Below are 26278 nucleotides of genomic sequence, written 5' to 3'. Positions count from 1 at the left end.
GACTGCCTTAAAACCCCGTTTGATAAGCGATGCGGAAAACGCCCTGATTGATATTCAGCGACTGGTCGCGCTGATGAACCAGTCCTGATTGCAGAATGATGCCGATGGGCGTGACATAAGTGACCGTGCCGGCTGCGCCCCAGTCCCAATCGGATTGAAGCCCGTATTGCGCCAGCTTTTCATCTTCGCCGGATAGTTTGCGCAGCGCGGTTGTCGCCGTGAACTGCCAGCGGTCATAAGACAGCGAGAGAGATGTCACGCCATTGCCGTTGGAAACCGGCGCGCCACGAAAGGCGCTTGAAAAGGTCGCCTCGTTAAACCAGCTCAGGTTCCACTTATCGGTGAGCGCCGTGTCATAGCGCAGCCGGGCTGAAATCGTATTGGCGCTTTCGCCATAGCCCGGTTCAGCCTCCAGGCGTCCGATATCGACACCGCCGGACGTTTTCTTCAGGCCGGGGAGATTGCGGAAGTCATAGGACAGGATGAACGAGTTCAGATCGTTACTGAGCGCTGGCGATTGTCCGCGCGTGGGCGAGATAAAACCGTCATCGAAGGTGAGGCGGCGGCTAAGAGCCGAATCGTCCCGTTTGAACACCAGACCGGCGAAGGAATGCGCGCCCATATTCTCTGTGTTGAACGTGTAGCGCGCGCCAAGCCCGATCGAGCCGTTATATTGAAAGTCGTCGGTATAACCGTTGTAGAGTCCGTCAATCGCATGCCAGCCGTCACCAAAACCCATATCCATCTTGCCGCCATAGAGCGCAAAATTATCGGACGTATAGGACGCAAACAGGTTTTTCAGCGTGAAGCCGAGATCGGAGAAAGCGTTGTCCTCCGTCGCCTCGACGGAGGAATCGAAGGTGATTTTCGACAGAACGGAAAACCGCTGTGACAATTGCCAAACGAGTGCGGCTTCCGCTGTCGGCTGAACACTGTTCCAGTGCGAACGCGGAATCTGGCCGTTCTCGTCCTTGATGCCAAAATAGCCGGTATAGCCAGTCATGAACAATAACTGACCGTTAAGCTTCGGATAATCACCCGCAGCATCCGCATCGCCCAATTTGCTATAGGGCGTGAGAAATATCTCTGTCTTGAAGATATCCCGTTTCTCTTGAGCAAAAGCCCCCGGCGCTCCAATGCCGAGAGCAAATGCAGCGCCGAGCAGCGCGCAGCGCGCGTTCATCATCGCGCCAGTTCGGCTGCCAGTTCGCGTACTTGCGAATGGATATTCTCGAACATGGCGAAGTTCACGCGGCTGGCCACAACAAATATGCCGAGCTTGCGGTTCGGCGACAGAACCACATAGCTCATAAAGCCGCCGAGACCGCCACTTTTGCCAAGCAGGAACGGAGTTTGGTTGCTAGGTAGGGTGGCGACCCAGCCAAGACCCATGCCATCGCCAGCAGTGACTTCGGTGCCCACCACATGCTTCAACCCGTCATAGGGAAGCCACAGTGTATGATCGAGCAGGGCGTCTTCTCGCAACTGACTGGCACCATCGAGATGCCAGCGCATCCAGCGCACCATGTCTTCGGCGGACGTGTAGATACCGGCGCTTGCATACATGATGTCGGGAACAGGGCTGTTCGCGTCCGGCTTGTCGAGCGGATCAAGCCCCGTCATCAGGCGTTTCTTCTGCTCGTCGCTCAGCACATTGGTTGTGTCGGTAAGGCCAGCCGGTTTCAGCACTTCGTTGGCGAGAACCGTGGAATAATCCGCACCGCCAGCCTTAGCGAGTGCGTCACCCAGAAGGCTGTAACCGAGATTCGAATAAATCGTCGTGGTTCCCGGCGCATAGGCAGGCTGATTGCTGCCCATCCACTTCCAGTAATAATCGCGATCGAAAGCGGCGAACGGGTTATCTGTGATTTTGGTGTCCGGGTTCGGCAGTTCGCGCGGCAAACCTGCCGAATGCGTGGCAAGGTCCAGCAGCGTGATCGGACGGCCATTGACTCCGACCTTGGCGCCCTCAGGTGCATATTTTTGCAGCGGGTCGGTCAGTTTGAGTTTGCCCTTGGCGGCAAGCGCGGCCAGCAGATCGCCCGCGAAAACCTTGGAGACGGATGCAATGCGGAAGATCGAACGCGCGTCCGGTTCAGTATCGTTGCCCGGCGCAGTTTCACCATAGGCCTGAATGACGCTGTCGTCGCCCTGTACGACCGCAATGATCAGGCCGGGTGCACCAGAGTTCAGAAAAAGCTGCATGCCCGCCATGGAGACGGCATCTTTCAGGGCGAGGTCTTCTGCCTTCGCCTTGCTGCTGTCGGTGAAGATAAGACTGGTGGCGACCAGCGAGACAGTTGTGAAATAGGCTAGCATCCGTGACGACATGCGGGAACCCTCATAGAACCGTTGGGGAGGACGTTCTGATGCATGCACCATCCAAGAAATTGCGGGAATGACAATATTCCAAGGACGAAACAACGTGCCGGTTTGACGAATGACATGTCGTCAAAAGCGTAACGGACACAAAGCGCTAGGCGCTATATTCCCATGCGTTCACGCAGTTGTCTTCGGTAGGAGCGCGAGACGGGCCATGCCTGATCGACAGCGCGCATTCTGATCTGCCATTTGTCGATTTTTCTGCGATCCACATCGACAACATGCAGCGTGTTGACGAAGGCGGTTCTGTGTATGCGAAGAAAGATTTTCGACGGCAGCAGGCTGGACCACATGCCGAGCGAGCGTGAATCAAGCAGCATAGACCCGTCTTCGAGCCATATTTCGCTGTAATTGCCCGCCGAGCGCACCCCGACGATGATTTCCGGCTGGACGCCGCGCACGACGCCGCGATTGCTGAGATAGACGAGGGGTGCTGTGCTTTCCGCAGCGATTGATTTTTCGGACGCTCGATTGGTCGAATATTTGGCTTGCCCAATCAGATTGGCGCACTGAAAGAGGGCGTTGACTTCGCTTGCCGACCAAATCTTGTTTGCGACGGTCGTATCGAAGCCGATGATGCCCCGCAGTTTATCATCGTAAAAAACCGGCACGCTGAGCACACTTTTGTTGCTCTGGCGCAGGAATTCAACCTGAATCGCCCGGGCGGTCCGGGGCAGGTCGGTAACATCGTGGACGGCAACTGCATGTCCCAGCATCAGATATTTGTGCAGCCAGGCAATGAGGGTGGTCGGTGTTTCCTGAAGCTCAGAAATATAGGCTTTTGTCTGGCCCCGGCACCATTCATGGGTGTTGCAGAAGCGGAGCAGGTCGGGCCGATATTCGATCATCCAGGCCCGGTCGGCGTTCGATGCATTGCCCATCAGGGCGAGTTGCTCGGATATGGCGTCGTTGACGGGATATTTGAGCAGGCTCATGCCGCAAAGGTAAGGCCAGTCCAGAGTTGCACTACGCGCAAGATCAGCCTTTACGTGTATCCTGTAGGAGCCCGTTACCTCTGACAATTCAGTATGAAGCATGGACTTCCCTCCGCGTAGCCGGGAATCAAGTGAAATACCAGTACAGGATCTGGCTATCCGACCCAGTCGTCGAAACTGTTGGTGGGCAAACAGCGCTTTTCCATCCGAGACGACTAAATCAGCTAACCTTATCATTACTGAAAAGCCATTGCCAAGTTGCTAAGACTGTACAGTTGGGGTGTGTCACGAGCGAAAAAACATTATCTCGTGAGACAGTGGATTTCAGCACGTCGAACGTCTATTGAGAGAGTTCCTCCGACCAGATAGATCACGCAATGAAGATCGCTTTCCATTCGCCGTTGAAATCGCCGTACCATCCTGTTCCTTCCGGAGACCGGCTGATGGCCAGGCTATTAATCGCGGCTCTGGAGCGTGCAGGACATGAGGTTGAAGTTATATCGGAACTCCGCAGCTTCATGACGACCCCGTCACTCGAAGTCCTTGCGGAGCTGGAAAAACAGGCCGAGCGGGAGATCGCAAGGATTTCAGCACTTTGGAGACGTGGTTCTTTGCCTGATCTATGGCTCACATATCATCCTTACTACAAGGCTCCCGATTTGCTCGGACCGACACTTTCAGCGTCCTTCGGTATACCTTATGTGACAGCAGAAGCATCGTATTCTGCAAGACGTAACACGGGGCTCTGGACGGAGATACAGCAAGGGCTGCTGAAAACTTTTGAACAGGCCGCAGTCAATATCTGCCTGACCAACCGCGACCGGAGGGGATTGCAAGAGGTGTTGCCCGGAGCCCGCTTCGCGATGCTGGCGCCATTCATCGATTGCGCGATGTTTACAGAAACGGTGCCCTGTCCAAAGCCGGATAGGCTGGTAACGGCGGCGATGATGCGCAGCGGCGACAAAATGGACAGCTATCGGATGCTGGCAAGGTCGCTGTCACTGCTTGATGATATTCCGTGGTCACTCTCCATTGTCGGCGATGGCGCCTGTCGGGCAGAGGTCGAGACGTTGTTTGCTCATTTCGCGCCGGAAAGAATCCAGTGGCACGGGAAACTGGAACCGTCTGACATTGCAACATTGTTCGCGCAGAGCGCTCTGTACGTGTGGCCGGGATGCGGCGAAGCTTATGGGCTTGCTTATCTGGAAGCACAGGCGGCTGGCTTGCCCGTTATCGCTCAGGCTATTGCCGGGGTGCCTGAAGTCGTGCGCGATGGGCGCACCGGCGTTCTCACGCCACCGGGCAACATTGACGCCTATGCTGACGCGATACGCTTAGTGCTGGCGAATGCCGCGATGCGCAATGATATGGCTTTTGCAGCGCGACAGTTCGTGCGGGACGAGCGGTCGCTGGAAGTGGCGTCCCGCCGTCTTGACGATATTCTCAAACAGCATGTGGGCATTTTATAATGGTGACTGACATCTGGGAGCCGCTGAACCGCGAGTTGGATCGATGGTATGAAGCTGGCAAAGTCGCAGACTTTTGGCTGCGTGATGACGATGCCGTCGCTCCCACACCGGCCTTGACGCAACTGCTTGATCTGAGCGCACGCCATTCGGTTCCGGTCGCGCTGGCCGTGATCCCCGAAACCACTGGACAGCCGCTTGCAGAGTATCTTGGCAACCGGCCGCTGGTGACGGTGGTTGTTCACGGCTGGTCGCACAGCAATTTTGCGGGCGACGGTGAGAAGAAGCAGGAACTTGGCCCACACAGGCCAATTGAAGTGGTCACAGCGGAATTGACGGCTGGTTTAACCCGTCTTGAGGCACTCCATGCTGGACGCTTTGTCCCCGTTCTGGTGCCGCCATGGAACCGCATTGCGCCGTCCTTGGTGGACATACTTTCCGGTCTTGGATATTGCGCCCTTTCGGTTTTCGGAGCGGAGAAAGAAGGTTCACTGCCGATGATCAACACCCATGTCGATCTGATGGACTGGCATGGAACACGGGTCGCCCGTGATCACGCGGCGCTGATTGACGATATCGTTCGTCGTCTGCAGGTGATGTTCGACGGTGGTGGGAGCATGGGCTTTCTAACCCATCATCTGGTCCACGATAAGTCCGCTTGGCAGTTTATCGAGGCGTTACTCGCACAAACAGCATCTCATCCTGCCAGCCGCTGGATTGCACTACGGGATATGCACATTCTGCTTCAGGCTTAGACGTCGAAAGCCTGGCCTTCCCGGGCCGAGAAGGCGCCAGCAAACTCACTCGCGGCCTGTCGATCAATCGCCTCGAGTTCCGCGTCTGTACGCAGCGGCGAATGGTGGATGAAAGCAACGTTTTTTGCGCCCGCTGCTTTGGCGAGCCGGATGGCATGCTGCCAGGAAGAGTGCCCATAGCCAACATGCCGCGGCATTTCCGCGTCGGTATAGGTGGTGTCGTAGAGGAAAAGGTCTGCGCTCTGGATCAGATCCAAAACGGCGGGATCAAGAATGCCGGGTTCATGCTCTGTATCGGTGATCAGCGCTACCGAACGACCTCCCCATTGCACCCGATAACCGATGGCACCGCCGGGATGATTGAGCCTTCCGGTCTTAATCTCAACACCGGGATGGGGCTGCAGAATGTCGCCGGGTTTAAAATCCCGGCAGATCATTTTCGCGGGACAGACATCTATTTCAACGGGAAACCAGGGGGGGCGAATAAATTCCGAGACAATCTCGCTTGTGTTCATCTTGCCATACATATGCCCGGACCAGAGTTCCACCGCAGAGCCGGCATCAAAGAGTGGAGCGAAATAGGGCAGACCGATAATGTGGTCATAATGACAATGTGAAAAGAACAGATTGAAATTGGAAATGCCGTCCGCGAGCAATGATTTTCCTGCGGGTAGCAGGCCAGATCCGGCATCGAACAACAATCTGTGTTCACCGCATTGCATCTCTATGCAGACAGTATTGCCGCCATATCGCTGGAAATCCGGTCCGGAAACCGGAAGGCTGCCCCGCACTCCCCAAAAACGCACCCGAAACACTGTATCCCTCTTCTTTCCGCCGTCGTGCAATTCATGGCATGTTAGCCATGCGGCGAAGCATATGCGAGTACCGAATCTACGTTACTACGAAATATCTAGCACTCTTGTCAGTGATATGAAGCGTGAGACGATGGAAAGGAAATTTCTAGAGGATGGCATCCGAACTACCGCCTATCGCCGTGATTGCCGACGCGCATTTTCACGATATTTTTGGCGACTATGGCAATGCTGGGGTCACAGTGAGCGAACGGGCTATGGCGTTGCGCCCATTCGCCAACACGGTGCGTTCGACACGAGTGTTCAACGAGAGTTCCGCAGCATTGCCCTACGCGTTGGATGATATAGCTGCCCGAGGAATCCGCCACGTTGTCCTTCTGGGCGACTATTCGGATGACGGCCAGCTGGTGACGATGGCAACGCTGCAGAAACTTCTTGACGATTACGCAAGGCGCTTCGGTATGCAGTTCTACGCAGCGCCCGGCAATCACGATATTTTTGGCCCCGGTGGGAGGCATCGGTCAAAACGCTTTTTGAATGCTCGCGGCGGCCATGACTTGGTGACCAGCAATCCGGCGCGCAGGGCCGCTCCTGATGACGATGCGGTGATTATCAGCGAGAGCATGTATTGCGCTGGCTATCCAGTCGGTCTGCGTTCGTTGGGTGATGTCGGGTTCTTTCGAAGGCCCGACTATCTGCATTGGGAGACCCCTTTTGGCATTAACGATCATCCATCGGCGAGAGAGTTCGAAATCTGCTCGCCTGATGGCATGACGGTTCGCAGGCTGATGGACGCTTCCTATCTTGTCGAGCCATTCGACGGTGTCTGGATGCTGATGATCGACGCCAATGTGTTTGTGCCGGTGGATGGAGAAATCGGCGATGATGAGGGAGCGTTCGCGGATAGCACCGATGCCGGTTGGAATGCCATGCTGGTACACAAACGCTTTATTCTGGACTGGATACGATCGGTCACGGATCGGGGTCGGACACTGGGAAAGACGGTCATCGCATTTTCCCATTATCCGGTACTTGATCCACTGGACGGCACGGGTGACGACGAACTGGCCGTGCTGGGGCAGACGAGCCTTATGGGACGCATCCCGGAACCGGAGGTCGGCGATGCCCTGATTAATGCCGGTGTCCGCCTGCATTTCAGCGGGCATCTGCACGTCAACGATACTGCTCGCCTTCGAAATGCCGATGGCTTTCTGTTCAATGTGTCCGTTCCCTCGCTGGTCGCTTTCCCCGGCGCCTACAAGATCGTCCACATTGAGCCCAATCGGCTGCACATAGAGACGATTAGCATTGACGATATGGCGCTGGACGCTAGCATCACCAGTCAATATGCAGCCGAAGTAGAAAGGGAGAAGATTAATCCCGGCGCGTTGCTTAGTGCCGTCAATTACGGGGATTTCCTGTCGAAGCATCTGGCGCATCTAGTCGGCAGGCGATTTTTGCGCCGGGAATGGCCGGAGGCGCTCGCGGAAGCCGTGAAGACCCTTGGACTATTGGATCTGGCAGCTCTGGCGCTGGTCGAACGCCCCATCTCCGCCTGTGCGCTTGCCGATATTAAGGCGGCCATTGCTGACCGTGATATCCGGCAACAGCTGGCGATCTCCGCCACGGGACATGGACTTGATTTCACCTTGCTGTCGCGGATTGAGGTCATGACTTTTCTGGGCGACTGGTATCGCGTCCGGATGGGGAGTGAGCTTGGACTGGACGCCATATCAGAGCCACGTCTTGCCGCATACAAATGGGTGTCGGTCATTTATGCCCGCCGTATCGATGCAATGGCAGCTGGAACGATACAGCAATCCTTCGGGAGGCTCTTTCGGATGTTTGATCGTTTCATCTCCGGTTTGCCGTCACGAAACTCTGCCATTGATCTCACAACGGGCGAGATACAGCCTATATGACCAGCGCATTTCTGTATGCAAACCAGCCATAGGAATTGACCAGCAATAAATGTCTGGCCTACAACATATTGATGATGGATACACTCGGCGCTAACGCGACTACCACCGACTGGCATGAAAGCGCATTTGATATTCTGCGTGGCGTTGCCGCATACACTTCAAGCCCGTTGATCAAGGGTTTGTCGAAGGTCCTTGCCGACCACCCGGAGGCGGACCTCGGCAATGCCTTCAACCACAAGCAGGTGGGTTGCAAGATATGGGCGCGGCAGTCGCTGTTCGAGACCTTTGGCGGGAGATTCAATCGCATCGCTATACTTGGCGGCTGGTACGGTGTTCTGGCCGCGATGTTTTTCGAAGACCAGCGCTTTGATATCGAAGCGATAGACAGTTTTGATATTGATCCTGATGTCGGCGCTGTCGCTGAAACTTTGAACAATGCATGGAAGGATCGGTTTCGGGCATTGACCGCTGATATGTATCAGCTTGCCTATCCTGAACTCGGGGCCGATTTGGTTATCAACACCAGTTGCGAACATATTGCGGATTTGCCCGCCTGGCTGTCGCTATTGCCCAAGGGGACCCGCGTTCTCCTGCAGTCGAACGACTATTTCAGCGAGCCCACCCATGTGAATTGCGTGGCTTCGCTCGATGAATTCGTCGCTCAGGCAGCGCTGGAAACAACAGCGTTTGCTGGCGCGCTGCCGATGAAGAAATATACCAGATTCATGCTGATCGGTACTGTCTAACGCACATCCCGAAAAGTGTGAAACGGTTTTCGGACAAGATGTGCGTGAAAACAAAAAGCTAGCGCGCCGCCAGAAGTCCATGCAGAATCTCTGCCGTGCGATGCGCGCCATCGAGATCAAGATTGTGAGCGGGCAAACGAGGTGCGGCAAGCGCCTTGGCGATGGCGTCGGTCATGCTATCGACGGATAGCTCGTCTTCTGTGAGAACCGATGCGAGGCCCAGCTTTTGCAGATGGCGTGCGCGTGCGGTCTGTTCGGTTTCGCCACCCGCCGTAAATGGAATGAGCAGCGCTTTGCAGTCCGCACGAAGGATGTCGCAAACCGTATTATATCCGGCCTGCGAGACGGACAGGCGCGCATCGAGCAACAGGCTCGGAAAATTCTGCAGGAAGCGGAAGATGCGGGCATTATTCGGTGCTTCTGCAGTGATTTCGTCAAAATCTGATTGCTGCAGATTGGGACCGGTCACAATGCACCACGACAGGTCGGGCGACAGGCGCTTTGAGGCCTCAAGTGCTGCGCGGATGAGCAAGGCGCCGACTGCACCGCCTCCAGCCGATACCACGATATTGAAGGTTTCCGATGGTGGCGAGGGCGCTGGCGCGGCGACGAGACCGGTATAGATCACCTTGTCGGCAATATCCGCATGCAGCGGAAAACTGTCCTCCAGACGCGCAAACTGCGGGTCGCCATGAACCAGCACGTGATCGAAATAGCGCTGTACGAGGGCGACGCTTTCCTCGTCGCGACCGGGCTTGGCGCGCTCCTGCAGGATGTCGCGCAATGAGGTCAGCACCAATGGCCTTTGTGTCATCCTGCTGATTTCATCGAGCAGGGGGATTAGTTCGGAACGAACTTGCCGACGCCCGAAGGGAAACGCCTCGATAATGACGATATCGGGTCTGACATCGCGAAAGATGGCAAGCAGTTTGTCCCGGCGTTCCGCTTTGAATTCTTCGGTCACCGGATTGCCGAAGGCGTCGGCAAGGCCCGAAAAACCGGCGTCGCCGGAAGCAATCGCCGGTAGCGCCACATGGTTGACTTCCGGTCCCGGAAATCCGGAAACAGGCATGCCGCCGGTGACCACGGTGACGTCGAAGCCATCTTGGGTCAGCGCACGGGCAATGCGGCTGGCGCGCGCAAGATGACCGATGCCGAGCAGATGCTGAACATAGAACAACACCCGTGGGCTTGTCGTCGACTGCCTCATTTGCTTCGCTGCCATTCCGTTTCGAACAAGGACCTCAATTGACGGATACTGTTGTGGAAGTTGAACTCTGTTCGCACCCGCTTTTCGGCAGCGCGTCCCAGACGATGGCGGAAATCCGCATCGCGGATCGCAGTTTCCATAGCAATCGCTAGCGCCTCCGGGTCCTCAGGTGCAACAAGCAGGCCATTTTCTCCATCCACCAAGAGTTCGGGTACGCCAGAGATGTTGGTGGAAACCGATATCAGGCCCTGGCTTGATGCTTCCACCAATACGTTGGGCAAGCCATCCCTGTCGCCATCCGTAGTGATCCGGCAGGCGAGTACGAAAATATCGGCGGCTTGATAGCCAGCAAGGACTTCCTTTTGGTCGAGCGCGCCCTTCCATACGATTTTGTCGGCAATGCCGAGCTTGTCTGCAAGCGCTTTCAAGCTGGCGATCCTGTCGCCATCACCGATATGCTCGAACCGCCATTGGAGGTCTTTGGGCAGCAGGCTGAGTGCTCTCAGCACGATGTCATAGCCCTTTTTCTCAACGGCGCGACCGACGCTCAGGATTCTGACCGGATCGTCCGCGTCGCTGCCGTTGCGCAGTGAACGGTTGCCCTCAAAAGGCCCGAACCGGTCAAGATCGAGGCCGTGATAGCTTAGATGTACGCTGGATGAGGGCCCTCCAAGCTGACGGAGATGATCGAAGCCCGAATGTGTGCAGGTCACCGTCCATCGCGTGCTGGTGAGCTTGCCCTGCAGTTCCCAGTCTGGCGAAGTCCAGATATCCTTGGCGTGAGCGGAGCACGTCCATCCAATGCCGGTGATCTGGCTGGCATAAGCGGCAACGGATGCGGGCGTGTGGATAAAATGCGCGTGAATCCATCCCGCGTCATCGGGCCATTCCGCTGCCAGAACTGCGGCCTGTCCGAAACGCCTGATACGATTGCGCGTCGGGTCTTTCCGAAAGTCCTTGAGCACAGTTACCAAGCCTCGCCAGAAACCGGGGCGCGGCATACAGGCGATCAAGGCCGATAGAACACGGCGCGGTTCTTCGCGCAGATATTCAGGCAGGTAATGGACTGGCGCACGAATTTCGTCGTGCACCGGATGCGTTTTCTTGTCCGTCGGTCGCCGCAATGCCACGAGAACCAGATCAAAACCCGATTGTTCCAGCCCAAGCAATTCCTGAGCAATGAATGTTTCGGACAGGCGCGGATATCCCTTCAGCACCACCACAATTTTCCGGCGATATGACAATTGATTATCCCTTGACGAGCGACAGGTGGTTCGGCTGACGTCGATCCATCAGATCCCCGACAATTTGCGAGATATGCGGTAAGCCTTCGAGCCTGAAACCTTTGGGCGCGCTCTTCGAGGGCGCTGGCCTGCTGGGCAAGGCCTTGAGTGCACTGGCCATGCGGACAGGATCTTCGGATTCGCTGGGAAGCAGCATGTCAATCAGCCCGAGTTCCGCAGCGCGCCGGGCGCGGATCAGCTGTTCCTCACGTGGAAGGATGCGGGGAACGATCAATGCCGGTTTGTCGAAGGAGAGAATCTCGCAATAGGTGTTGTAGCCGCCCATGGCAACGACAGCCTTCGCGCCCGCCACCAGTTCTTCCATCCTGTTATCGAACTCGATGACCTCGATATGGGGGATCGCCTGGCTCTTGCTTATCATCTTGCGGCGCTTCTTCGCGGGCATGTAAGGTCCGAGCACGACCAGCGCCTTATGCTGGAGCGTATGATCGTGCTGGTAGGCCCGTACGACATCGTTGACGAGATCGGCGCCATCGCCGCCTCCGCCGGTGGTGACAAGAATATAGTCGCCCTTGGGGCGATGGTCCGGGACTTCCTGATTGGAAACGCTGCGCTGCAGGAAGCCGACGAAATTCATCTTGTCGCGGACACCCTTCGGGACGTCGAGACCCACGAGCGGATCGTAGAAATCCGGCGGCCCATAGACCCAGATAGAGTCATAGAACCTGTCGATCTTATCCATCACGTTTTTGCGCTTCCACTCGGCATCGAGCAAATGCGGCGCATCCATGACTTCGCGCAGGCCCAGAATCAGTGTTGCTCCACGGGTCTTGAGATAGGTGAGCGTCTCCTCGACTTCGCCCTTCATGCCCATCGGTTCCTTATCGACGATAAAAATATCGGGTTGGAACGTTTCGGCGGTATGGCGGATAATCGATTGGCGCATCTTCAGCGTGTCATGAAGATCGGTGTGCCGTTCCATCGACTGGTATTCGCCATTGCGCAGCTTGATTACGCTTGGAATTTTGACGAAATCGACGCGCGCGCGGTAGTCAAAGGCGCCGGCGATCGTGGCGCCCGATATGATCATGATGTTGAGGCCGCGATAGTCCTCGACAAGCGAATGGGCAATCGTTCGGCAGCGGCGCAAATGGCCCAGCCCAAACGTGTCGTGGCTGTACATCAGGATACGGACATGCTCCAGGCGGCGCGTCATGATGCGAACCCCGCCGTAATGTGGTGACGCAACCCGCGATACAGGAAATTTTTCAGCATGCGAACATCCATCTCAACTATACGGATCAGCGACATCGCGAAGACCGTCACCTAGAAAATTGAAGGCCAGAACCACCAGAATGACCGGAATGATCGGAAACAGCAGCCAGGGGTAGAAGACAATAACACTTACACTTCGGGCTTCCGTCAAAAGGATGCCCCAACTGGTTATTGGCGCCCGTAACCCCAGGCCGAGAAAGCTCAACGCAGTTTCACCCAGGATCATACCGGGAATAGACATGGTTGCAGTTGCGATCAAGTGCGACATGAAGCCGGGAATGAGATGCCGTCCGATAATGCGGGGACTCTTTGCGCCCATCAGCTGGGCCGCTAGCACGTAGTCTTCCTCGCGAAGTGAAAGCAACTTGGAACGCACGGCGCGCGCCAGCCCAGTCCAGTCAAGCAGTCCAAGGATGGCGGTAATACCGAGGTAAATCAGCATCGGGCTCCATGTAATCGGCATGATGGCCGCAAGGGCCATCCACAGTGGAATGCTTGGAATAGACTGCAGTACCTCTATGATTCGCTGGACGATGAGGTCGAAAACGCCACCATGGTAGCCGGCAAGGCCACCGATAACAATTCCGAGAGTAAAGCTGATGACAATGCCGATCAGACCGATTGTCAGCGAGATTCGAGCGCCATAGAGGATGCGGGATAGCACGTCTCGCCCGAGTCGGTCTGTGCCGAGAAGGAACAGCTCGCCGCCCTTTGCAGGGCAGACCAGATGTAAATCCGTCGAGAATATGCCCCAGAATTTATAGGGATCGCCCGAGCAGAAAAAACGCAGCGGTTCGATCTGGTCTTTCTGATCCACATAGACCCGTCGCAGCGTGTCCATATCGAGCGTCATCTTGCGGCCATAGACGAACGGCCCGATGAAATTGCCGTTGTCAAAAAGGCGGACCACCTGCGGCGGTGCATAGATGAAATCGACATTGCGTGTATGAAGATTATAAGGCGCGAGGAATTCAACGAAGGCGATCATCACATAAAGCGCGCCGAGGAAGATGGCGGAGGCAAGCGCCAGCTTATGCTTTTTGAATTTCCACCACATCAGCTGGAGCTGAGACGCCCGATAAAAGCGGCTCTGCTCTTCGGTCATGACATCGACCGAATGCGGATCAAAAGGCTCTGTCGAAACAAAGTGAGGCAGGCGTGCGCCCGGTTCGGGGAGGGGTGATGATGTCACTTTGTGCTCCCCCCCTGCAATCTGATACGTGGATCAAGAAACGCGAGCGCAATATCGGAGATCAACACGCCTATGACCGTCAGCGTTGCGAGAAACATCAGGAACGAACCTGCAAGATACATATCCTGGCTCTGCAAGGCCTTTATGAGCATTGGCCCTGTCGTTTCCAGCGAAAGAACGATTGCGGTGATTTCAGCACCGGAAATGATCGCGGGCAGGATCGAACCGATATCCGAGATGAAAAAATTGAGCGCCATGCGCAGGGGATATTTTACCAGCGTGCGAAAAGGATGCAGACCCTTGGCGCGCGCCGTTACCACATACTGCTTTTGCAACTCGTCGAGAAGATTGGCGCGCAAACGCCGGATCATCCCGGCAGTGCCTGCGGTGCCGACGATCAGCACGGGTATCCAAAGATGGGACAGGATAGAGGACGCCTTGGCCCAGCTCATTGGTTCGGCCAGATATTTCTGGTCCATGAGATGTCCAATCGAGGTGCCGAACCAGATATTGGCAAAATACATCAGGATCAGCGCGAACATGAAGTTCGGGATCGCAATGCCAAGCAGGCCGATCAGCGTCAGCCCATAATCCGCCCAGCTATATTGATGCGTCGCCGAATAGATGCCGATCGGGAAAGCAATCAGCCATGTGAAGATGATCGTGAAGAACGATACCATCACTGTCAGCCAAAGCCGGTCGCCCACAACGTCACTGACGGGTAGCTGATACTCGAACGAATAGCCGAAATCCCCCTGCAACATCCCAGCAACCCAGTGAAAATAGCGCAGAACCGGCGGCTTATCGAAGCCGTACTGGACGCGTAGCTCCTCGATTTCCTGCATGTCCACCGCTTCGCCCTGTGCGCGAAGCTCCGACACATAGCTTTCGAAATAGTCGCCCGGCGGTAGTTCGATGATGGTGAAAACCAGAGCGGAAATGATGATGAGCGTGGGGATCATTGCTGCGATGCGCCAGAGAATATATCGCAGCATGGTCAGGCGTCCTTTCCATACCAGAACGCATCCGGCATAAAAACGCCGAGAAAGCTGGTCGGGTCGAAGCCGTAGAGCCCTTTCTCCGGTACATTCTGGAGGCTGGCCGCGCGCAAGACGGGCTGGGGGGTGCTGTTGACGATACCGATGGAAAACACCTGCTGCGAATAGATATCCAGCATCTGCGTCCAGATAGTGGCCCGCTCGGCTATGTCGCTGGAGTCCCGCCATTGGCTGAGAAGCTCGATCAGCTGCTTTACTTCGGGAATTTCCGGAGGATGGCCCTTCATTCCGTTCGACATGTAATACATGCCCCAGACCGGCCATTGCAATTGGTCGTCCGAGGTTGGGGCGAGCTCGCCCGGGTTCATATCGGCGGTCGGTATGCCGTTATCGAGCCCCGACCACATGGACATCATGATTTCGCCACCCATGGCCCGGCTACGGAAAACGTCACGCTGGGATGTCCGGATGAACAGCGAGATGCCGACCTTTGCCCAGTGATCTGTGACAAGCTCGAGGATATCTGTCTCCAACGTGCTTTCACCGGCGGTTTCTACCACGATCTTTGCTGCGCGCCCGTCGGGCAACAGGCGCATCCCGTCCTCGTCCCGCCGTTGCAGGCCAGCCGCGTCCAGCAGGACGTTCGCTTGTTCAGGATCATGGGCGCTCCACGCCGTTTTATATCCTGGTTTGTAGAGCGGGCTTTCGGGCAGGATGGAGTTGGCGCTGTCAACGGCAAGACCGTAGAACACCGCCTTGTTGATTTCGGTCCGGTCGATTGCGAGCGATAGGGCGCGGCGCACGCGCACATCCCAGAAGAGCGCCCGCCAAATGGCGTCCCCGGCATTGAGGTTGGGCATCAGGCTCACCCGCGCACCTTCCGTCCGCTTCCACAAGCTGACCCTGACCGGAAACCGCTTTTCGGAATCCTTCAGAAAGGCGTAGTCAGAAAAGTCGATGCCGTGCGCCTGCAGATCGCTTTCACCAGCGCCGGTCTTGGCGGCAATGATTGTCGGGGAGCTGATATTCAGGATCACTTTGTCGACATAGGGCAATTGCACCCCGTTTTCATCGACGCGGTGGAAATACGGGTTGCGCTCGAAAACAAACTGCTCGGCAGGCGACGCGGTTGTGTTTCGCCATGGATCGAGGGTCGGCAGTTCCGGGTTTTCGGGCCGATAGCTGCGCGCCATATTGAAATGAAGGTCAGTCCATTTCTTGACGCGGTATTGCTTCATCAGGGCCGAGAGCCGGAAATTGTCCTGATAGGTCTTGTGAAATTGTTTCAAATACTGCGACGGCAGAACAATCGTCAGCGCCTGCGGCGCCGCCAGTTGCGGCAGGAAATCCGGATTGGGCGCGTCCCAGCTGTATCTGACTGTCAACTCGTCAATGACTTCGAAACGCGGCGGCCTTCCATTGACCAGCAAGACCCTCGGCGGACCGCCTCGCTTCAGCTCCGTGTTGAGCATCACGTCTTCCCAGCAATAGCGGAAATCCTCCGATGTCAGATAGGAACCATCCGACCAGCGGTGCCCCGGGCGGATTTTGAAGGTAAAAGCCCTGTCCTCGACTGTCTCGAAACTTTCGAGAATATCCGCATGCATGTTGAGCTTTTCGTCATAGCCCACCAGACGGGAATATCCGTAGAGCGTCATCAACCGGATGTCTTTCTGGTTGCCAATCAGGGTGCGGATGACACCTCCGTTGACGCCGGGTTTGCGACCAAGCGCCGCCATGTTGACGATCCTTGGTGTTTTGGGGAGACGGTCGGCCAGATCGGGCAGCGCGCCCGGCTGCGGCAGTGAATAGTTCGGCAAAGGCGGATCCGCCCGCGAAACACCAGGTAGAAAGCAGGAAGCAAGCATGCCCAGTGTCGTTCGCCGATTGATCAAGGCTTCAACTCCCGCATGTCTGCGGTCTTGCGCGCAAGCACAAGGTGCCCGTCGCCCAGATCCATTGGCGTCAGCATGTCGTCCGGTCCGTCGTTGCGGAACTGAATACCCCAGTTGCGTTTGTCGGATGCACCGCTGGCACTGAGCTTGCCGAAGTCAAGTGGACGGTCGAGATCGGGAAATGGAACGGCGGCAAGCAGCGATTTCGTATAGGGATGGACAGGCGCCCGCATCAGGGTGCGACGTGGAGCGATTTCGACAATCCGCCCGCCACACATCACGGCGATCCGGTCGGCCATATAATCCACCACCGCCAGATTGTGCGAAATGAAGACGTAAGTAAGCCCGAGTTCCTTCTGCAAATCTTTGAGAAGGTTGAGGATTTGCGCCTGTACGGATACATCGAGCGCCGATACGGGTTCATCGCACAAGATGAGTTCTGGACCGAGCGCCAGAGACCGCGCGATGCCGACGCGCTGGCGCTGGCCGCCCGAAAGACCGTGCGGATAGCGATTGAGATAGCGGCGGTTCAGGCCGACCACGTCCATCAGGTCGGCAACCTTGTCCAGTCGGGATTTGGCATTTCCGCGCCCGTGAATTTCCAGCGGTTCGCTGAGAATATTCTGGATGGTCATGCGCGGCGACAGCGACGATACCGGGTCCTGAAACACCATCTGGATTTTGGTGCGTAACGCCTGCAGGTCGTTGCCGCTGGCGTCTAGGATGTCAATCGGGCCTGTGTCGCCGTTGAAAATTACGGACCCTGCGTCCGGCGTGACGGCGCGCATCAGGATTTTGCTCAGTGTGGTCTTGCCGCAGCCGCTCTCGCCGACGAGGCCGAAACATTCGCCGCGCAATACGTCGAAACTGACGTCATTGACTGCCCGCGTCGGCGGCCCGCCATCTTTTGCGAAAAGGGTTTTGCGGGCTGCGAAGGTCTTGGATACATCGCGCACGGAGAGCAGCACATTGTTGCGATCCGTATGGACGGCTTTGCTCTTGCCCATCAACTTGGCGACATCGACTGGCACGTCGCGTAAGGATTTCAGACGTTCGCCCGGCTTCATGTCGAAATGCGGCACGGCGGCCATCAAACCCTTGAGATAGGGATGGGCTGGTTTGCGGAAGATCGTTTCAACTGGTCCCGATTCCATGATCTCGCCGTGATAGATGACGACCACCTCGTCGGCGACATTGGCGACAACGCCCAGATCGTGCGTGATGAGCAGCATTGCCATGTTGAGCTTGGCTCGAAGCTCGCCGAGCAGTTCGAGAATTTGCGCCTGAATGGTTACATCAAGCGCCGTGGTCGGTTCGTCGGCGATCAGCAGGGATGGCTTGCATATGAGCGCCATGGCAATCATGGCGCGTTGGCGCATACCACCGGACAGTTCGAACGGATATTTGTCATAGGCCTGGGTCGGGTTCTTGAAGCCGACGAGGCCAAGCATCTCCTCTGTCTGCTCACGCCGCTCGGCTTTTGTATCCCTGGTATGGATCGACAGTACTTCCGAAATCTGGTTGCCGATCGTGTGGAGCGGCGACAGCGATGTGAGCGGCTCCTGAAAAATCTTGCCGATGCGATTGCCACGGAGCGCCCGTATCTCTGGACCGTCAGTAGGCAGGCTGAGAATGTCGATAGGCGGCTGGCCGGGCATGTCGGTGTCTTGGAAAAGGATTTTGCCACTCGCGGAAGCAGTGCGCGGCAGAATTCCCATAACCGATTGACTTATAACAGACTTTCCAGAACCAGATTCGCCGACAAGGGCGGTGACTTTGCCTGGCAGGACACGGAGATCGGCTTTTTTCACGGCCATGATCTTCCCACCAAGCAAGGTGAAGGAAATGCTCAGATTTTCGATCCTCAAGAAATCTGTCCCTGAGATCATGCTTGCAGGCCTTCACTGTTGCGTGTCCCCGGTGCGGGCACCCCCGACGTGAACGCTAGCGCACGAATGCCTATGAGTCCATGACTAGATTTCACGCATCCAGCAGTTGTCACGCCCCTGCGCGAAGATACGCGCGGGACAATGCTTTCAGCCCGGAAGGATTACTTGATGAGGTCACATGCGTTGCTGTCGCGAAGAACGTCCTTGCAGTTGGCTGACCTACGGAAATCATCATAAAACAGCGACCATTCGCCGGTTCCAGCCGCACGATATGGCCCGAACTTGAAGTACTGGTTCTTGCCCAATCCGGGATCGTTGTGGCCGATATAGCCTTTGATTGTCGAGATCCAGAGACCGTTGGCGAAAATCTCGATATGGCCGGTTCCGTCCGGGCCGGGTTTCGTCATGATCGCAAAGTCGATCCATCCGGAATCGGGAGAGGGAAGGCTGTTGCCGCGTGGCGTGATAGTGATTTTGTCGGTGCATGCCGAGAAGCGGCCGCCATCTTCCGCGACCCAGTTGTCGTCGGTCGCGACAAGCGCCCGCATCTGGTTGGTTTCGGGCCGCAACCAAACCGGGGTTGACCCTTTATCGCATGTCGCAGCTGTGCCCTTGGTCCCGGTGGAGACTGGCGGGTGATAATTCGTTTCCACAGTGATGAAGAGCTTGCCCTTGTTGAGCCGCACCGCCAGAAACGGGCTGAAATCGCCTTTTGTCCCGGGGCCGATCTCGCGCTTCCATTGCGCAATCACATAGCGATGGTCGTCTTGTGGGATGGGTTCGGCGAACTTTACTGCAAAACCATACCAGACGGCTTGGTCGTAAGGAACGCGAAGCTCGGTTTTTTCCCAGATCTCCGCCCTTTCGCTGCAGTTTTCCGTTGTTGCCTTGCAACCGGATCGCACGCTCAGTTTCAAAGCGCGCGGTCCGGTGCGGGTGACCGCACTCTGGAACTCGACCGTTCCCGCTTTCTGTTCATCATTATCGCGGTAATAAAGCCCGCCGGTGGGTGAAAAATCTTCACCATCGAAAGTATCGAAAAGAGGTGTGCTCAATGGATCGGCAATCGCTGAGACTTGGACAAACACGGTGGATAGAAGCAGTGCCACAGCACATGTCTTGATCATTGAAGAAGGTTCCCCTCAAGCTTCGGGGGCTTCCGGTCGCGGGAGTTGCGGAAAAGCAGCATCACTTGCTCGGCTTCGGAGCCTGCATCCGGCTTGTTCCTTCCGGTTGCCTCAATACTGCTCATCTTCAGGTTTTCCCCACCCGGCGCCAATATCGTCACCTTGTCCTGTACGCCCCGCAATTTCTTCGCACCCAGCGTCACCCAGTCACCACCGCAATAGTTGGTGAACGCCTCGCTGGCGATAATCGGATGATCTGGATAGAGCCTCGTCAGCCCCTGCAACCGCGACACTTCATTGACGGCGCTGCCGAATGTGGAGAACGTCAATCGGTCCTTAAGGCCGACATTGCCGAACATCACGTTGCCGACATGTAGGCCCATTCCATAGCGGACCTCGTCGAGGCCCTTCTTTTTCCGCTCGTTGTTCATGTCGGCCATGGCTGCCGTTGCCTGCCGTACCGCCGCCATTGCCGCGCGCGCCGCGATCTGCGACGGCTCCCGGTGACGACCACAGGGATAGACTGCGAGGAACCCGTCTCCGACAAAACTCGTAATCTCGCCGCCATTCTTGTTGAACGGCGCGGCGATTGCATCGAAAAACTCGTTGAGCGTGTCGATATAGACCTGCCTGCCCGCCTTTTCGGCAAGGTCCGTCGATTGTCGCATGTCGCCCATGACGAGCACAGCGCGAATGGTCTCTCCATCCCCGCGACGAATCTGGCCGGATAACACGCGCTTGCCAGCATTGCCGCCAAGATAGGTGGTGACCATATTGTCTGCGAGCTTGCCGAGCACCGCCATCTTTGCGGCGATTGCCAGGCTGTTCTGGATATTCAGCAATGTCTCCACCACGTCGTCACCGAAGCCGCCGGGGATATCTGTGGTCCAAGAGCCGACCATACCCTGACTGTTGCCATCGCCGAAGGATTGCACGAAGGCGAGATAATCGGTGGCTCCGATTTCCTTCAATTCATCGAAAACCGGGAACTCCGATGGCGCAGATGGGTCGATTTGACGACGCAGATACTGCAGGTTGTTGCTAAGCAGATGGAAATAGGGGCTGGTCAGAAACCGCTCTGCATCCTTCTCGCTGGTGGAAGCACGAAAACCCTCGATTTCCATGCCCTTGCCGCGTATCCAGGTGAAGCCGAGCGCGTCGTAAAGCGGATGCAACATCGAAAAACTTAAATGGACGCGCATCAGCGGCACGCCAGCCGCCGCCAACCTTTCACAAAATCCTTCGGCCAGAGTTTCGAGGCTTGCGCCATTGAGCGCAGATTGTTGTAGCCAGTGTAAAACCGGGCTGAGCAATGTTTCGGAAATAGGAATCCGGGGGACATCCATCGCTTGTTATTCTTTCTAGCCGTCAGCCATGTCATGGCCGGTCGTCAGCAAATCATTGCGACCAATATAGCGTGTTATCGTGGCAAAGCCAGTTTCACTAAAGTAAAATCGCTCGGTTTCCGGTGAACATATAGTTACCCATCGGCGGCATCCTTGACAGCTGGCCCGTAAATCCGCCACTGAAGGATATCAATTGCCGGAGAGCTATGATCTTGACCGACTCTGCCCCGCTTCATGGGAACCTGTTTTCAGCTATCGCCAATCGCTCGGCGCGCGTGGGGGTTATCGGCCTCGGCTATGTCGGCTTGCCTCTGGCGATGACCATCGCCAATAGCGGTTTCCGCGTCATAGGGTTCGATATCGACCCCGGCAAGATCGTCATGATAGACGATGGCAAATCCTATATCGAAGCCGTGTCCGATACGGTGCTGGGGCGTCATGTTGGTGAAGGCCGTTTCAGTGCGACGACTGACTTTTCAAGTCTCGGCGATTGCGATGTCATCATCATTTGTGTTCCGACGCCGCTGACCAAGCAGCGGGACCCCGATCTGTCATTCGTCGTCAAAACTTGTGACGCGATTGCCCGAACCTTAAAAGCTGGTCAGCTGATCGTGCTGGAATCCACCACCTATCCCGGCACCACCAATGAGGTAGTGCGGCCTGTTCTGGAAAACACGGGCCTGCGTTCCGGCGTGGATTTCTTCCTCGGCTTTTCGCCAGAACGCGAGGATCCCGGCAACCGCGATTTCCAGACCTCAAGCATCCCGAAGATTGTCGCCGGTGATGGCCCAGAGGCTTTGCAACTTATGACCGTCTTTTACGGAGCCGCGGTCAAGACTGTCGTTCCGGTCTCATCCAACGCAACCGCCGAGGCGGTAAAGCTGACGGAAAATATCTTCCGGGCAGTCAATATCGCTCTCGTCAACGAATTGAAGGTCGTCTACGAGGCCATGGGCATCGATATTTGGGAAGTGATCGAAGCCGCAAAGACTAAGCCGTTTGGCTACATGCCGTTTTATCCGGGGCCGGGACTTGGCGGTCATTGCATTCCCATCGATCCGTTCTACCTGACCTGGAAATCGCGCGAATATGAATTGCCGACGCGTTTCATCGAACTTGCCGGTGAGATCAATTCGGCTATGCCGCGTCATGTCGTCGACCGTCTTGCCGAAGCGCTTGATCGCCGCCACGGAAAAGCCGTCAGCCGCTCGCGCGTGCTGATAATCGGCCTCGCCTACAAGAAAAATGTTCCCGATATCCGCGAAAGCCCGTCGCTTAAACTGATCGAACTGATTGAGGCCCGTGGCGGAACGACCGATTATCACGATCCCTTCGTCTCAACGATCCCGCCGACGCGCGAATATATCGAACTTCGCGGTCGCGCCTCGGTCGAGCTGACCGAAGAGGTTGTCAGAAATTTTGACGCTGTGCTGATCGCCACCGATCACGATCAGATCGACTATCAGGCGCTGGCCAAATGGGCGCCGTTGATCGTTGATACCAGAAATGCGTTCGGACGCCGCGCCATCAGCGGCGATAATATCGTCAAGGCATAGTCACCCTCAGGTCGGGTCGCAGCCGTGCATCATCGGTTGCGGTCGACTTTACGTCCGCCGTTGTGTAAGCGGACGTCTCGGACATTTGCAAATTGAAGAACAGATCATGAGTCGTCTCGACAGTTTCATCCGCCGTCTTTGCGCCCAGCGCGATATCCTGAACAGCATTGCAGACGATGTCCGCGAAATTCCCGGTGCGATCATGGAGCTTGGTCTCGGTAACGGCCGCACATATGATCATATCAGGGAGCTATTTCCGGATCGCCGGATCATCGCTTTTGATCGGGTGGCGCGTTCTTTCGAACGTTCGACACCTCAGGGCGACAATCTGGTGGTCGGTGAGATCAAGGACACGATTGGCGATTATCTCGGCATCGAGGCAGCGCTCGTGCATGCCGATATCGGCACTGGTCATGAAGATCTGGATGCGCTGACCCTAACCTGGCTCCCCGATGCCGTGGCGTCGCTCCTGAAACGCGGTGGCATAGCTGCCTGCGGATTGCCACTCGAACATCCTGAATTGACGCCGATGCCTCTGCCGCAGAGCGTGGCCGCGAACCGCTATTTTCTTTATCGCCGTCGTTAGCAACGTTAAAGCTGCGCAGTTTGCGGCACTAAGTTCTCTCAACCATTGTTATCCCGCTTTTAAGTGACGCGAGATACTTCCATTTTGTTGCAAACGCACTACAAATATACTGGCAAAAGCGGAGGAGGTTTCGCGAATGCATAGGTATAGACAGAGCGATTGACCGCGTTGGCGCGATAGCAGCACGGCCCGGCGGGCCATCGATCTCAAAACGGGACTTCATGGAAAAGAACCTCGCTCGCTATATCTGGTCCACGACACGCGCCCAGCAAGCCTGGATTCTCTTTGTCGTCGCCGTCTCGATGATCCCCTATTTTCTCTCGTTCGATCTGCCCAAGCAGATCATCAACGGCCCCATTCAGGGCATAGGGTTCGAGAAGCCGGGCGCCACACAGACTTTCATGCGCATCACCTACGATTTCCCGATCCTGGGCGAGGTGGTGTTCTTCAATGGGCTGCAGCTTACCCGCATCCAGATGCTGATCGGCCTCAGCATGGTTTTCCTGCTGCTGGTCGTGATCAACGGGCTCTTCAAGCTCTATATCAATACCTATAAGGGCAGGCTTGGCGAACGGATGCTACGCCGCATCCGTTTCGAGCTGGTGGACCGGGTGCTGCGTTTCCCGCCATTCCATTTCAAACGCGTCCGCTCGGCGGAAATCGCCACCATGATCAAGGACGAAGTCGAGCCGCTTGGAGGCTTTACCGGCGACGCCTTTGTGCAGCCGGCGCTTCTCGGCGGGCAGGCCCTGACGGCGCTCGTCTTCATCCTGATGCAGAATTTCTGGCTCGGCATGATTGCGGCGATCATTGTTGCCGCGCAGGGCATTATCATTCCCCGGATGCGAAAGCGGCTTCTGGAACTGGGGCGCCAGCGTCAATTGTCGGCGCGGGAACTTTCGGGCCGCGTCGGCGAGATCGTTGACGGCATCAGCGCCATTCACAGCAACGATACGTCGAATTTCGAGCGGGCCGATATCGCCAACCGGCTGGGGCACATCTTCTCTATCCGCTATGATCTTTATCAGTGGAAATTTCTGGTCAAGTTCATCAACAATTTTCTGGCTCAGGTCACACCGTTTCTGTTCTACATGATCGGCGGTATTCTGGCGCTTCAGGGTAGGCTCGATATCGGCCAGCTTGTTGCCGTCATCAATGCCTATAAGGACCTACCGGGTCCACTCAAGGAACTGATCGACTGGGACCAGAACCGCCAGGATGTGCAGGTCAAGTATGCACAAGTGGTCGAGCAGTTCAGCGTCGATAATCTCATCGCCCCGAAGGTGCAATCGGTCCACTATGACACTGTTCCTGCGCTCGATCAGCCGGTCGTCATCAGCAATGTCACGGTGCAAGACGACAGCGGCGCGCCGATTCTGGAACATGTCAGCCTGGAGCTGAAGCCGACCGAGACCGTCGCGCTGATCGGGCCTGCGGGCAGTGGCAGCGATGTATTTGCCGAACTGTTGGGTCGACTCGTCTGGCCTGCAACCGGGCGGGTCGCCATCGACGGTCATGATCTACTCGAAATGCCTGAATCGGTCACCGGGCGGCGCATCGCCTATGCGTCGGGTGATGGCTATTTCTTCAGCGGTTCCCTACGCGACAATCTGCTTTACGGGCTCAGACATGCGCCCCTGACCAAGGTTGCCTATGAAGGCGATGACGCGAAAAAACGGCAATGGCAAATTGCCGAGGCGCGCCGGGCGCGAAATCCCGATTTCGATCTCAATAGCGACTGGGTGGATTACGCGGCGATGGGCATTTCGGGACGGGACGGGCTCTACGCCGTCGTGCGCCCCATCCTCGACGCAGTGATGGTCACCCATGACATTTTCGATATAGCGCTTCTGTCGAAGGTCGATACGGTTGCGCATCCGGAATTCATCTCCCGCATCGTGGAACTCCGGCAGGCGTTACGTAAGCGGCTTGACGGCGGTGATATGGCGGCGTTGGTCATTCCCTTTGAGCCGGATGTCTATAACGCGCAGGCGACGGTGGGTGAAAATCTGCTGTTCGGCGTGCTCGACCGCTCCTCCATGACCATCCGGCAACTGGCGGCGCATCCGTTTTTCCGCGAGGTAATCGGCGAGGACGATCTTCTCGCCGATCTTTACGCCATGAGCCTCGAAATCGCTGAAAACGCTATCGAGCTTTTCCGCGATCTGCCGCCCGACCACCCGTTCTTCCAGCAACTGACATTCATGCGTCCGGAAGACATTCCCGAATATGAGACGCTTTTGCAGCGGGTGAAGGGGCTCAGTGTTGATGCGGTTTCGGACGAAGACCGCGTCAACATCGTGCGTCTCAGCTTCTCCTATATTGAGCCACGGCATCGTTTCGGCCTTCTGACCGACGCGTTGAAGACCAAGATTCTCAAGGCAAGAACACGCTTTCTGCGCGATACGCCGGACGACCTGCGCGCCGTGATCGAGCCTTACGAACCGGACCGCTTCATCAAGCACGCCACGCTGCTCGACAATCTGCTGTTTGGCAAGATCAGCTATGGACAGATGAATGCGTCGGACAAAATCCGGTCGATCCTCATCGATCTCTTCGAGGAAACGGGCCAGCAGCGCACAATCCTGATCATCGGGCTTGATTTTGATGTCGGCTCGGGCGGCAAGCGACTGACCAGTGTGCAGCGCCAGAAAATCAATATGGCGCGAGCGCTGCTTAAACATGCTGATTATGTCGTGTTTAACCGGCCGCTGCCATCACTGGATCAGCGTATCCAGTTTCAGATCGCTGGAAATATTATGCATACGCTGCATAAAGAAGGTCATAAACCCGCAATAATATGGGCGTTGAGTAATTTTTCTCTCGCCAGAGATTTCGACCGCGTTATCGTGTTTGATCATGGGCGGGTGGTTCAGGATGGCACCTATGAGGCGCTGATGCAGGAGGATGGACCGCTTAAGGATTTGCTGTCGTAAGGCGGG

20 protein-coding genes are annotated in these 26278 nt (G+C 56.3%); 7 read left to right on the top strand and 13 right to left on the bottom strand.

The window, feature by feature from the left end:
• Positions 1-7: 7 nt before the first annotated feature.
• The 3 genes from FIC94_RS16510 to FIC94_RS16500 all read right to left on the bottom strand — a co-directional run bounded on the left by FIC94_RS16510 (position 8) and on the right by FIC94_RS16500 (position 3419).
• Positions 8-1186 carry a hypothetical protein gene (locus FIC94_RS16510; protein WP_235892038.1) on the bottom strand — a complete coding sequence of 393 codons (1179 nt, stop codon included), beginning with the start codon at positions 1184-1186 and terminating at the stop codon, positions 8-10.
• On the bottom strand, positions 1183-2331 hold the full coding sequence (gene ampH / locus FIC94_RS16505) for a D-alanyl-D-alanine-carboxypeptidase/endopeptidase AmpH (RefSeq protein WP_235892037.1): 1149 nt from the start codon (positions 2329-2331) through the stop codon (positions 1183-1185). The genes FIC94_RS16510 and ampH overlap by 4 nt, the downstream gene beginning before the upstream one ends.
• A 152-nt stretch (positions 2332-2483) precedes the next feature.
• Entirely contained in the window at positions 2484-3419 is a 936-nt protein-coding gene (locus FIC94_RS16500; RefSeq protein ID WP_180918017.1) for a LytTR family transcriptional regulator DNA-binding domain-containing protein, read from the bottom strand.
• 275 nt (positions 3420-3694) lie between these two features.
• Between FIC94_RS16500 and FIC94_RS16495 the strand changes: the two genes are divergently transcribed.
• Together FIC94_RS16495 and FIC94_RS16490 are read left to right on the top strand one after the other, a co-directional pair.
• The gene (locus FIC94_RS16495) at positions 3695-4786 is read left to right on the top strand and encodes a glycosyltransferase family 4 protein (RefSeq protein WP_140025580.1); all 1092 of its coding nucleotides are present in this window, start codon (positions 3695-3697) and stop codon (positions 4784-4786) included.
• Entirely contained in the window at positions 4786-5538 is a 753-nt protein-coding gene (locus tag FIC94_RS16490; RefSeq protein ID WP_235892036.1) for a polysaccharide deacetylase family protein, read from the top strand. The genes FIC94_RS16495 and FIC94_RS16490 overlap by 1 nt, the downstream gene beginning before the upstream one ends.
• Here FIC94_RS16490 and FIC94_RS16485 read toward each other — a convergent pair.
• On the bottom strand, positions 5535-6353 hold the full coding sequence (locus tag FIC94_RS16485) for an MBL fold metallo-hydrolase (RefSeq protein ID WP_235892035.1): 819 nt from the start codon (positions 6351-6353) through the stop codon (positions 5535-5537). The genes FIC94_RS16490 and FIC94_RS16485 overlap by 4 nt on opposite strands.
• A gap of 179 nt (positions 6354-6532) precedes the next feature.
• Between FIC94_RS16485 and FIC94_RS16480 the strand changes: the two genes are divergently transcribed.
• Together FIC94_RS16480 and FIC94_RS16475 are read left to right on the top strand one after the other, a co-directional pair.
• Positions 6533-8272 carry a metallophosphoesterase family protein gene (locus tag FIC94_RS16480; protein WP_180918015.1) on the top strand — a complete coding sequence of 580 codons (1740 nt, stop codon included), beginning with the start codon at positions 6533-6535 and terminating at the stop codon, positions 8270-8272.
• A 71-nt stretch (positions 8273-8343) separates the two neighbouring features.
• The gene (locus FIC94_RS16475; RefSeq protein ID WP_235892034.1) at positions 8344-9018 is read left to right on the top strand and encodes a class I SAM-dependent methyltransferase; all 675 of its coding nucleotides are present in this window, start codon (positions 8344-8346) and stop codon (positions 9016-9018) included.
• Between the two features lie 58 nt (positions 9019-9076).
• On the opposite strand, the gene FIC94_RS16470 is transcribed toward FIC94_RS16475, so the two are convergent.
• The 9 genes from FIC94_RS16470 to FIC94_RS16430 all read right to left on the bottom strand — a co-directional run bounded on the left by FIC94_RS16470 (position 9077) and on the right by FIC94_RS16430 (position 21194).
• Positions 9077-10228: a glycosyltransferase family protein gene (locus FIC94_RS16470; RefSeq protein ID WP_140025578.1), complete on the bottom strand. Its 1152-nt coding sequence runs from the start codon at positions 10226-10228 to the stop codon at positions 9077-9079.
• On the bottom strand, positions 10225-11472 hold the full coding sequence (locus tag FIC94_RS16465) for a glycosyltransferase family 4 protein (protein ID WP_121537686.1): 1248 nt from the start codon (positions 11470-11472) through the stop codon (positions 10225-10227). The genes FIC94_RS16470 and FIC94_RS16465 overlap by 4 nt, the downstream gene beginning before the upstream one ends.
• Positions 11473-11476: 4 nt before the next feature.
• The gene (locus FIC94_RS16460) at positions 11477-12688 is read right to left on the bottom strand and encodes a glycosyltransferase family protein (RefSeq protein ID WP_109366141.1); all 1212 of its coding nucleotides are present in this window, start codon (positions 12686-12688) and stop codon (positions 11477-11479) included.
• A 72-nt stretch (positions 12689-12760) separates the two neighbouring features.
• Complete coding sequence (locus FIC94_RS16455; RefSeq protein WP_140025577.1) at positions 12761-13939, bottom strand: ABC transporter permease; 1179 nt, start codon at positions 13937-13939, stop codon at positions 12761-12763.
• Positions 13936-14934 (bottom strand): ABC transporter permease, encoded by a 999-nt coding sequence (locus FIC94_RS16450; protein ID WP_109366139.1) that lies wholly within the window; start codon positions 14932-14934, stop codon positions 13936-13938. Before FIC94_RS16450 ends, FIC94_RS16455 begins: the two co-directional genes overlap by 4 nt.
• 2 nt (positions 14935-14936) lie before the next feature.
• Positions 14937-16832 carry an ABC transporter substrate-binding protein gene (locus FIC94_RS16445; protein ID WP_371830926.1) on the bottom strand — a complete coding sequence of 632 codons (1896 nt, stop codon included), beginning with the start codon at positions 16830-16832 and terminating at the stop codon, positions 14937-14939.
• The gene (locus tag FIC94_RS16440; RefSeq protein ID WP_140025576.1) at positions 16829-18721 is read right to left on the bottom strand and encodes an ABC transporter ATP-binding protein; all 1893 of its coding nucleotides are present in this window, start codon (positions 18719-18721) and stop codon (positions 16829-16831) included. Before FIC94_RS16440 ends, FIC94_RS16445 begins: the two co-directional genes overlap by 4 nt.
• Positions 18722-18882: 161 nt before the next feature.
• Positions 18883-19848: a polysaccharide lyase family 20 protein gene (locus FIC94_RS16435; RefSeq protein ID WP_140025575.1), complete on the bottom strand. Its 966-nt coding sequence runs from the start codon at positions 19846-19848 to the stop codon at positions 18883-18885.
• On the bottom strand, positions 19845-21194 hold the full coding sequence (locus FIC94_RS16430; RefSeq protein WP_109366135.1) for an adenylate/guanylate cyclase domain-containing protein: 1350 nt from the start codon (positions 21192-21194) through the stop codon (positions 19845-19847). Before FIC94_RS16430 ends, FIC94_RS16435 begins: the two co-directional genes overlap by 4 nt.
• A gap of 212 nt (positions 21195-21406) precedes the next feature.
• Here FIC94_RS16430 and FIC94_RS16425 point away from each other — a divergent pair, with 212 nt between their 5' ends.
• From FIC94_RS16425 to FIC94_RS16415, 3 genes are all read left to right on the top strand, one after another.
• The gene (locus tag FIC94_RS16425) at positions 21407-22750 is read left to right on the top strand and encodes a nucleotide sugar dehydrogenase (RefSeq protein ID WP_371830925.1); all 1344 of its coding nucleotides are present in this window, start codon (positions 21407-21409) and stop codon (positions 22748-22750) included.
• A gap of 106 nt (positions 22751-22856) precedes the next feature.
• Positions 22857-23336: a class I SAM-dependent methyltransferase gene (locus FIC94_RS16420; protein WP_140025573.1), complete on the top strand. Its 480-nt coding sequence runs from the start codon at positions 22857-22859 to the stop codon at positions 23334-23336.
• Between the two features lie 221 nt (positions 23337-23557).
• Positions 23558-26272 carry an ABC transporter ATP-binding protein gene (locus FIC94_RS16415; protein ID WP_140025572.1) on the top strand — a complete coding sequence of 905 codons (2715 nt, stop codon included), beginning with the start codon at positions 23558-23560 and terminating at the stop codon, positions 26270-26272.
• Positions 26273-26278: the final 6 nt, after the last annotated feature.

The sequence above is a fragment of the Ochrobactrum teleogrylli genome (assembly GCF_006376685.1).
GTDB classification, from domain to species: domain Bacteria; phylum Pseudomonadota; class Alphaproteobacteria; order Rhizobiales; family Rhizobiaceae; genus Brucella; species Brucella teleogrylli.
Note: the sequence above shows the minus strand (reverse complement) of the source record. Positions and strands in the feature narration are given on the sequence as shown.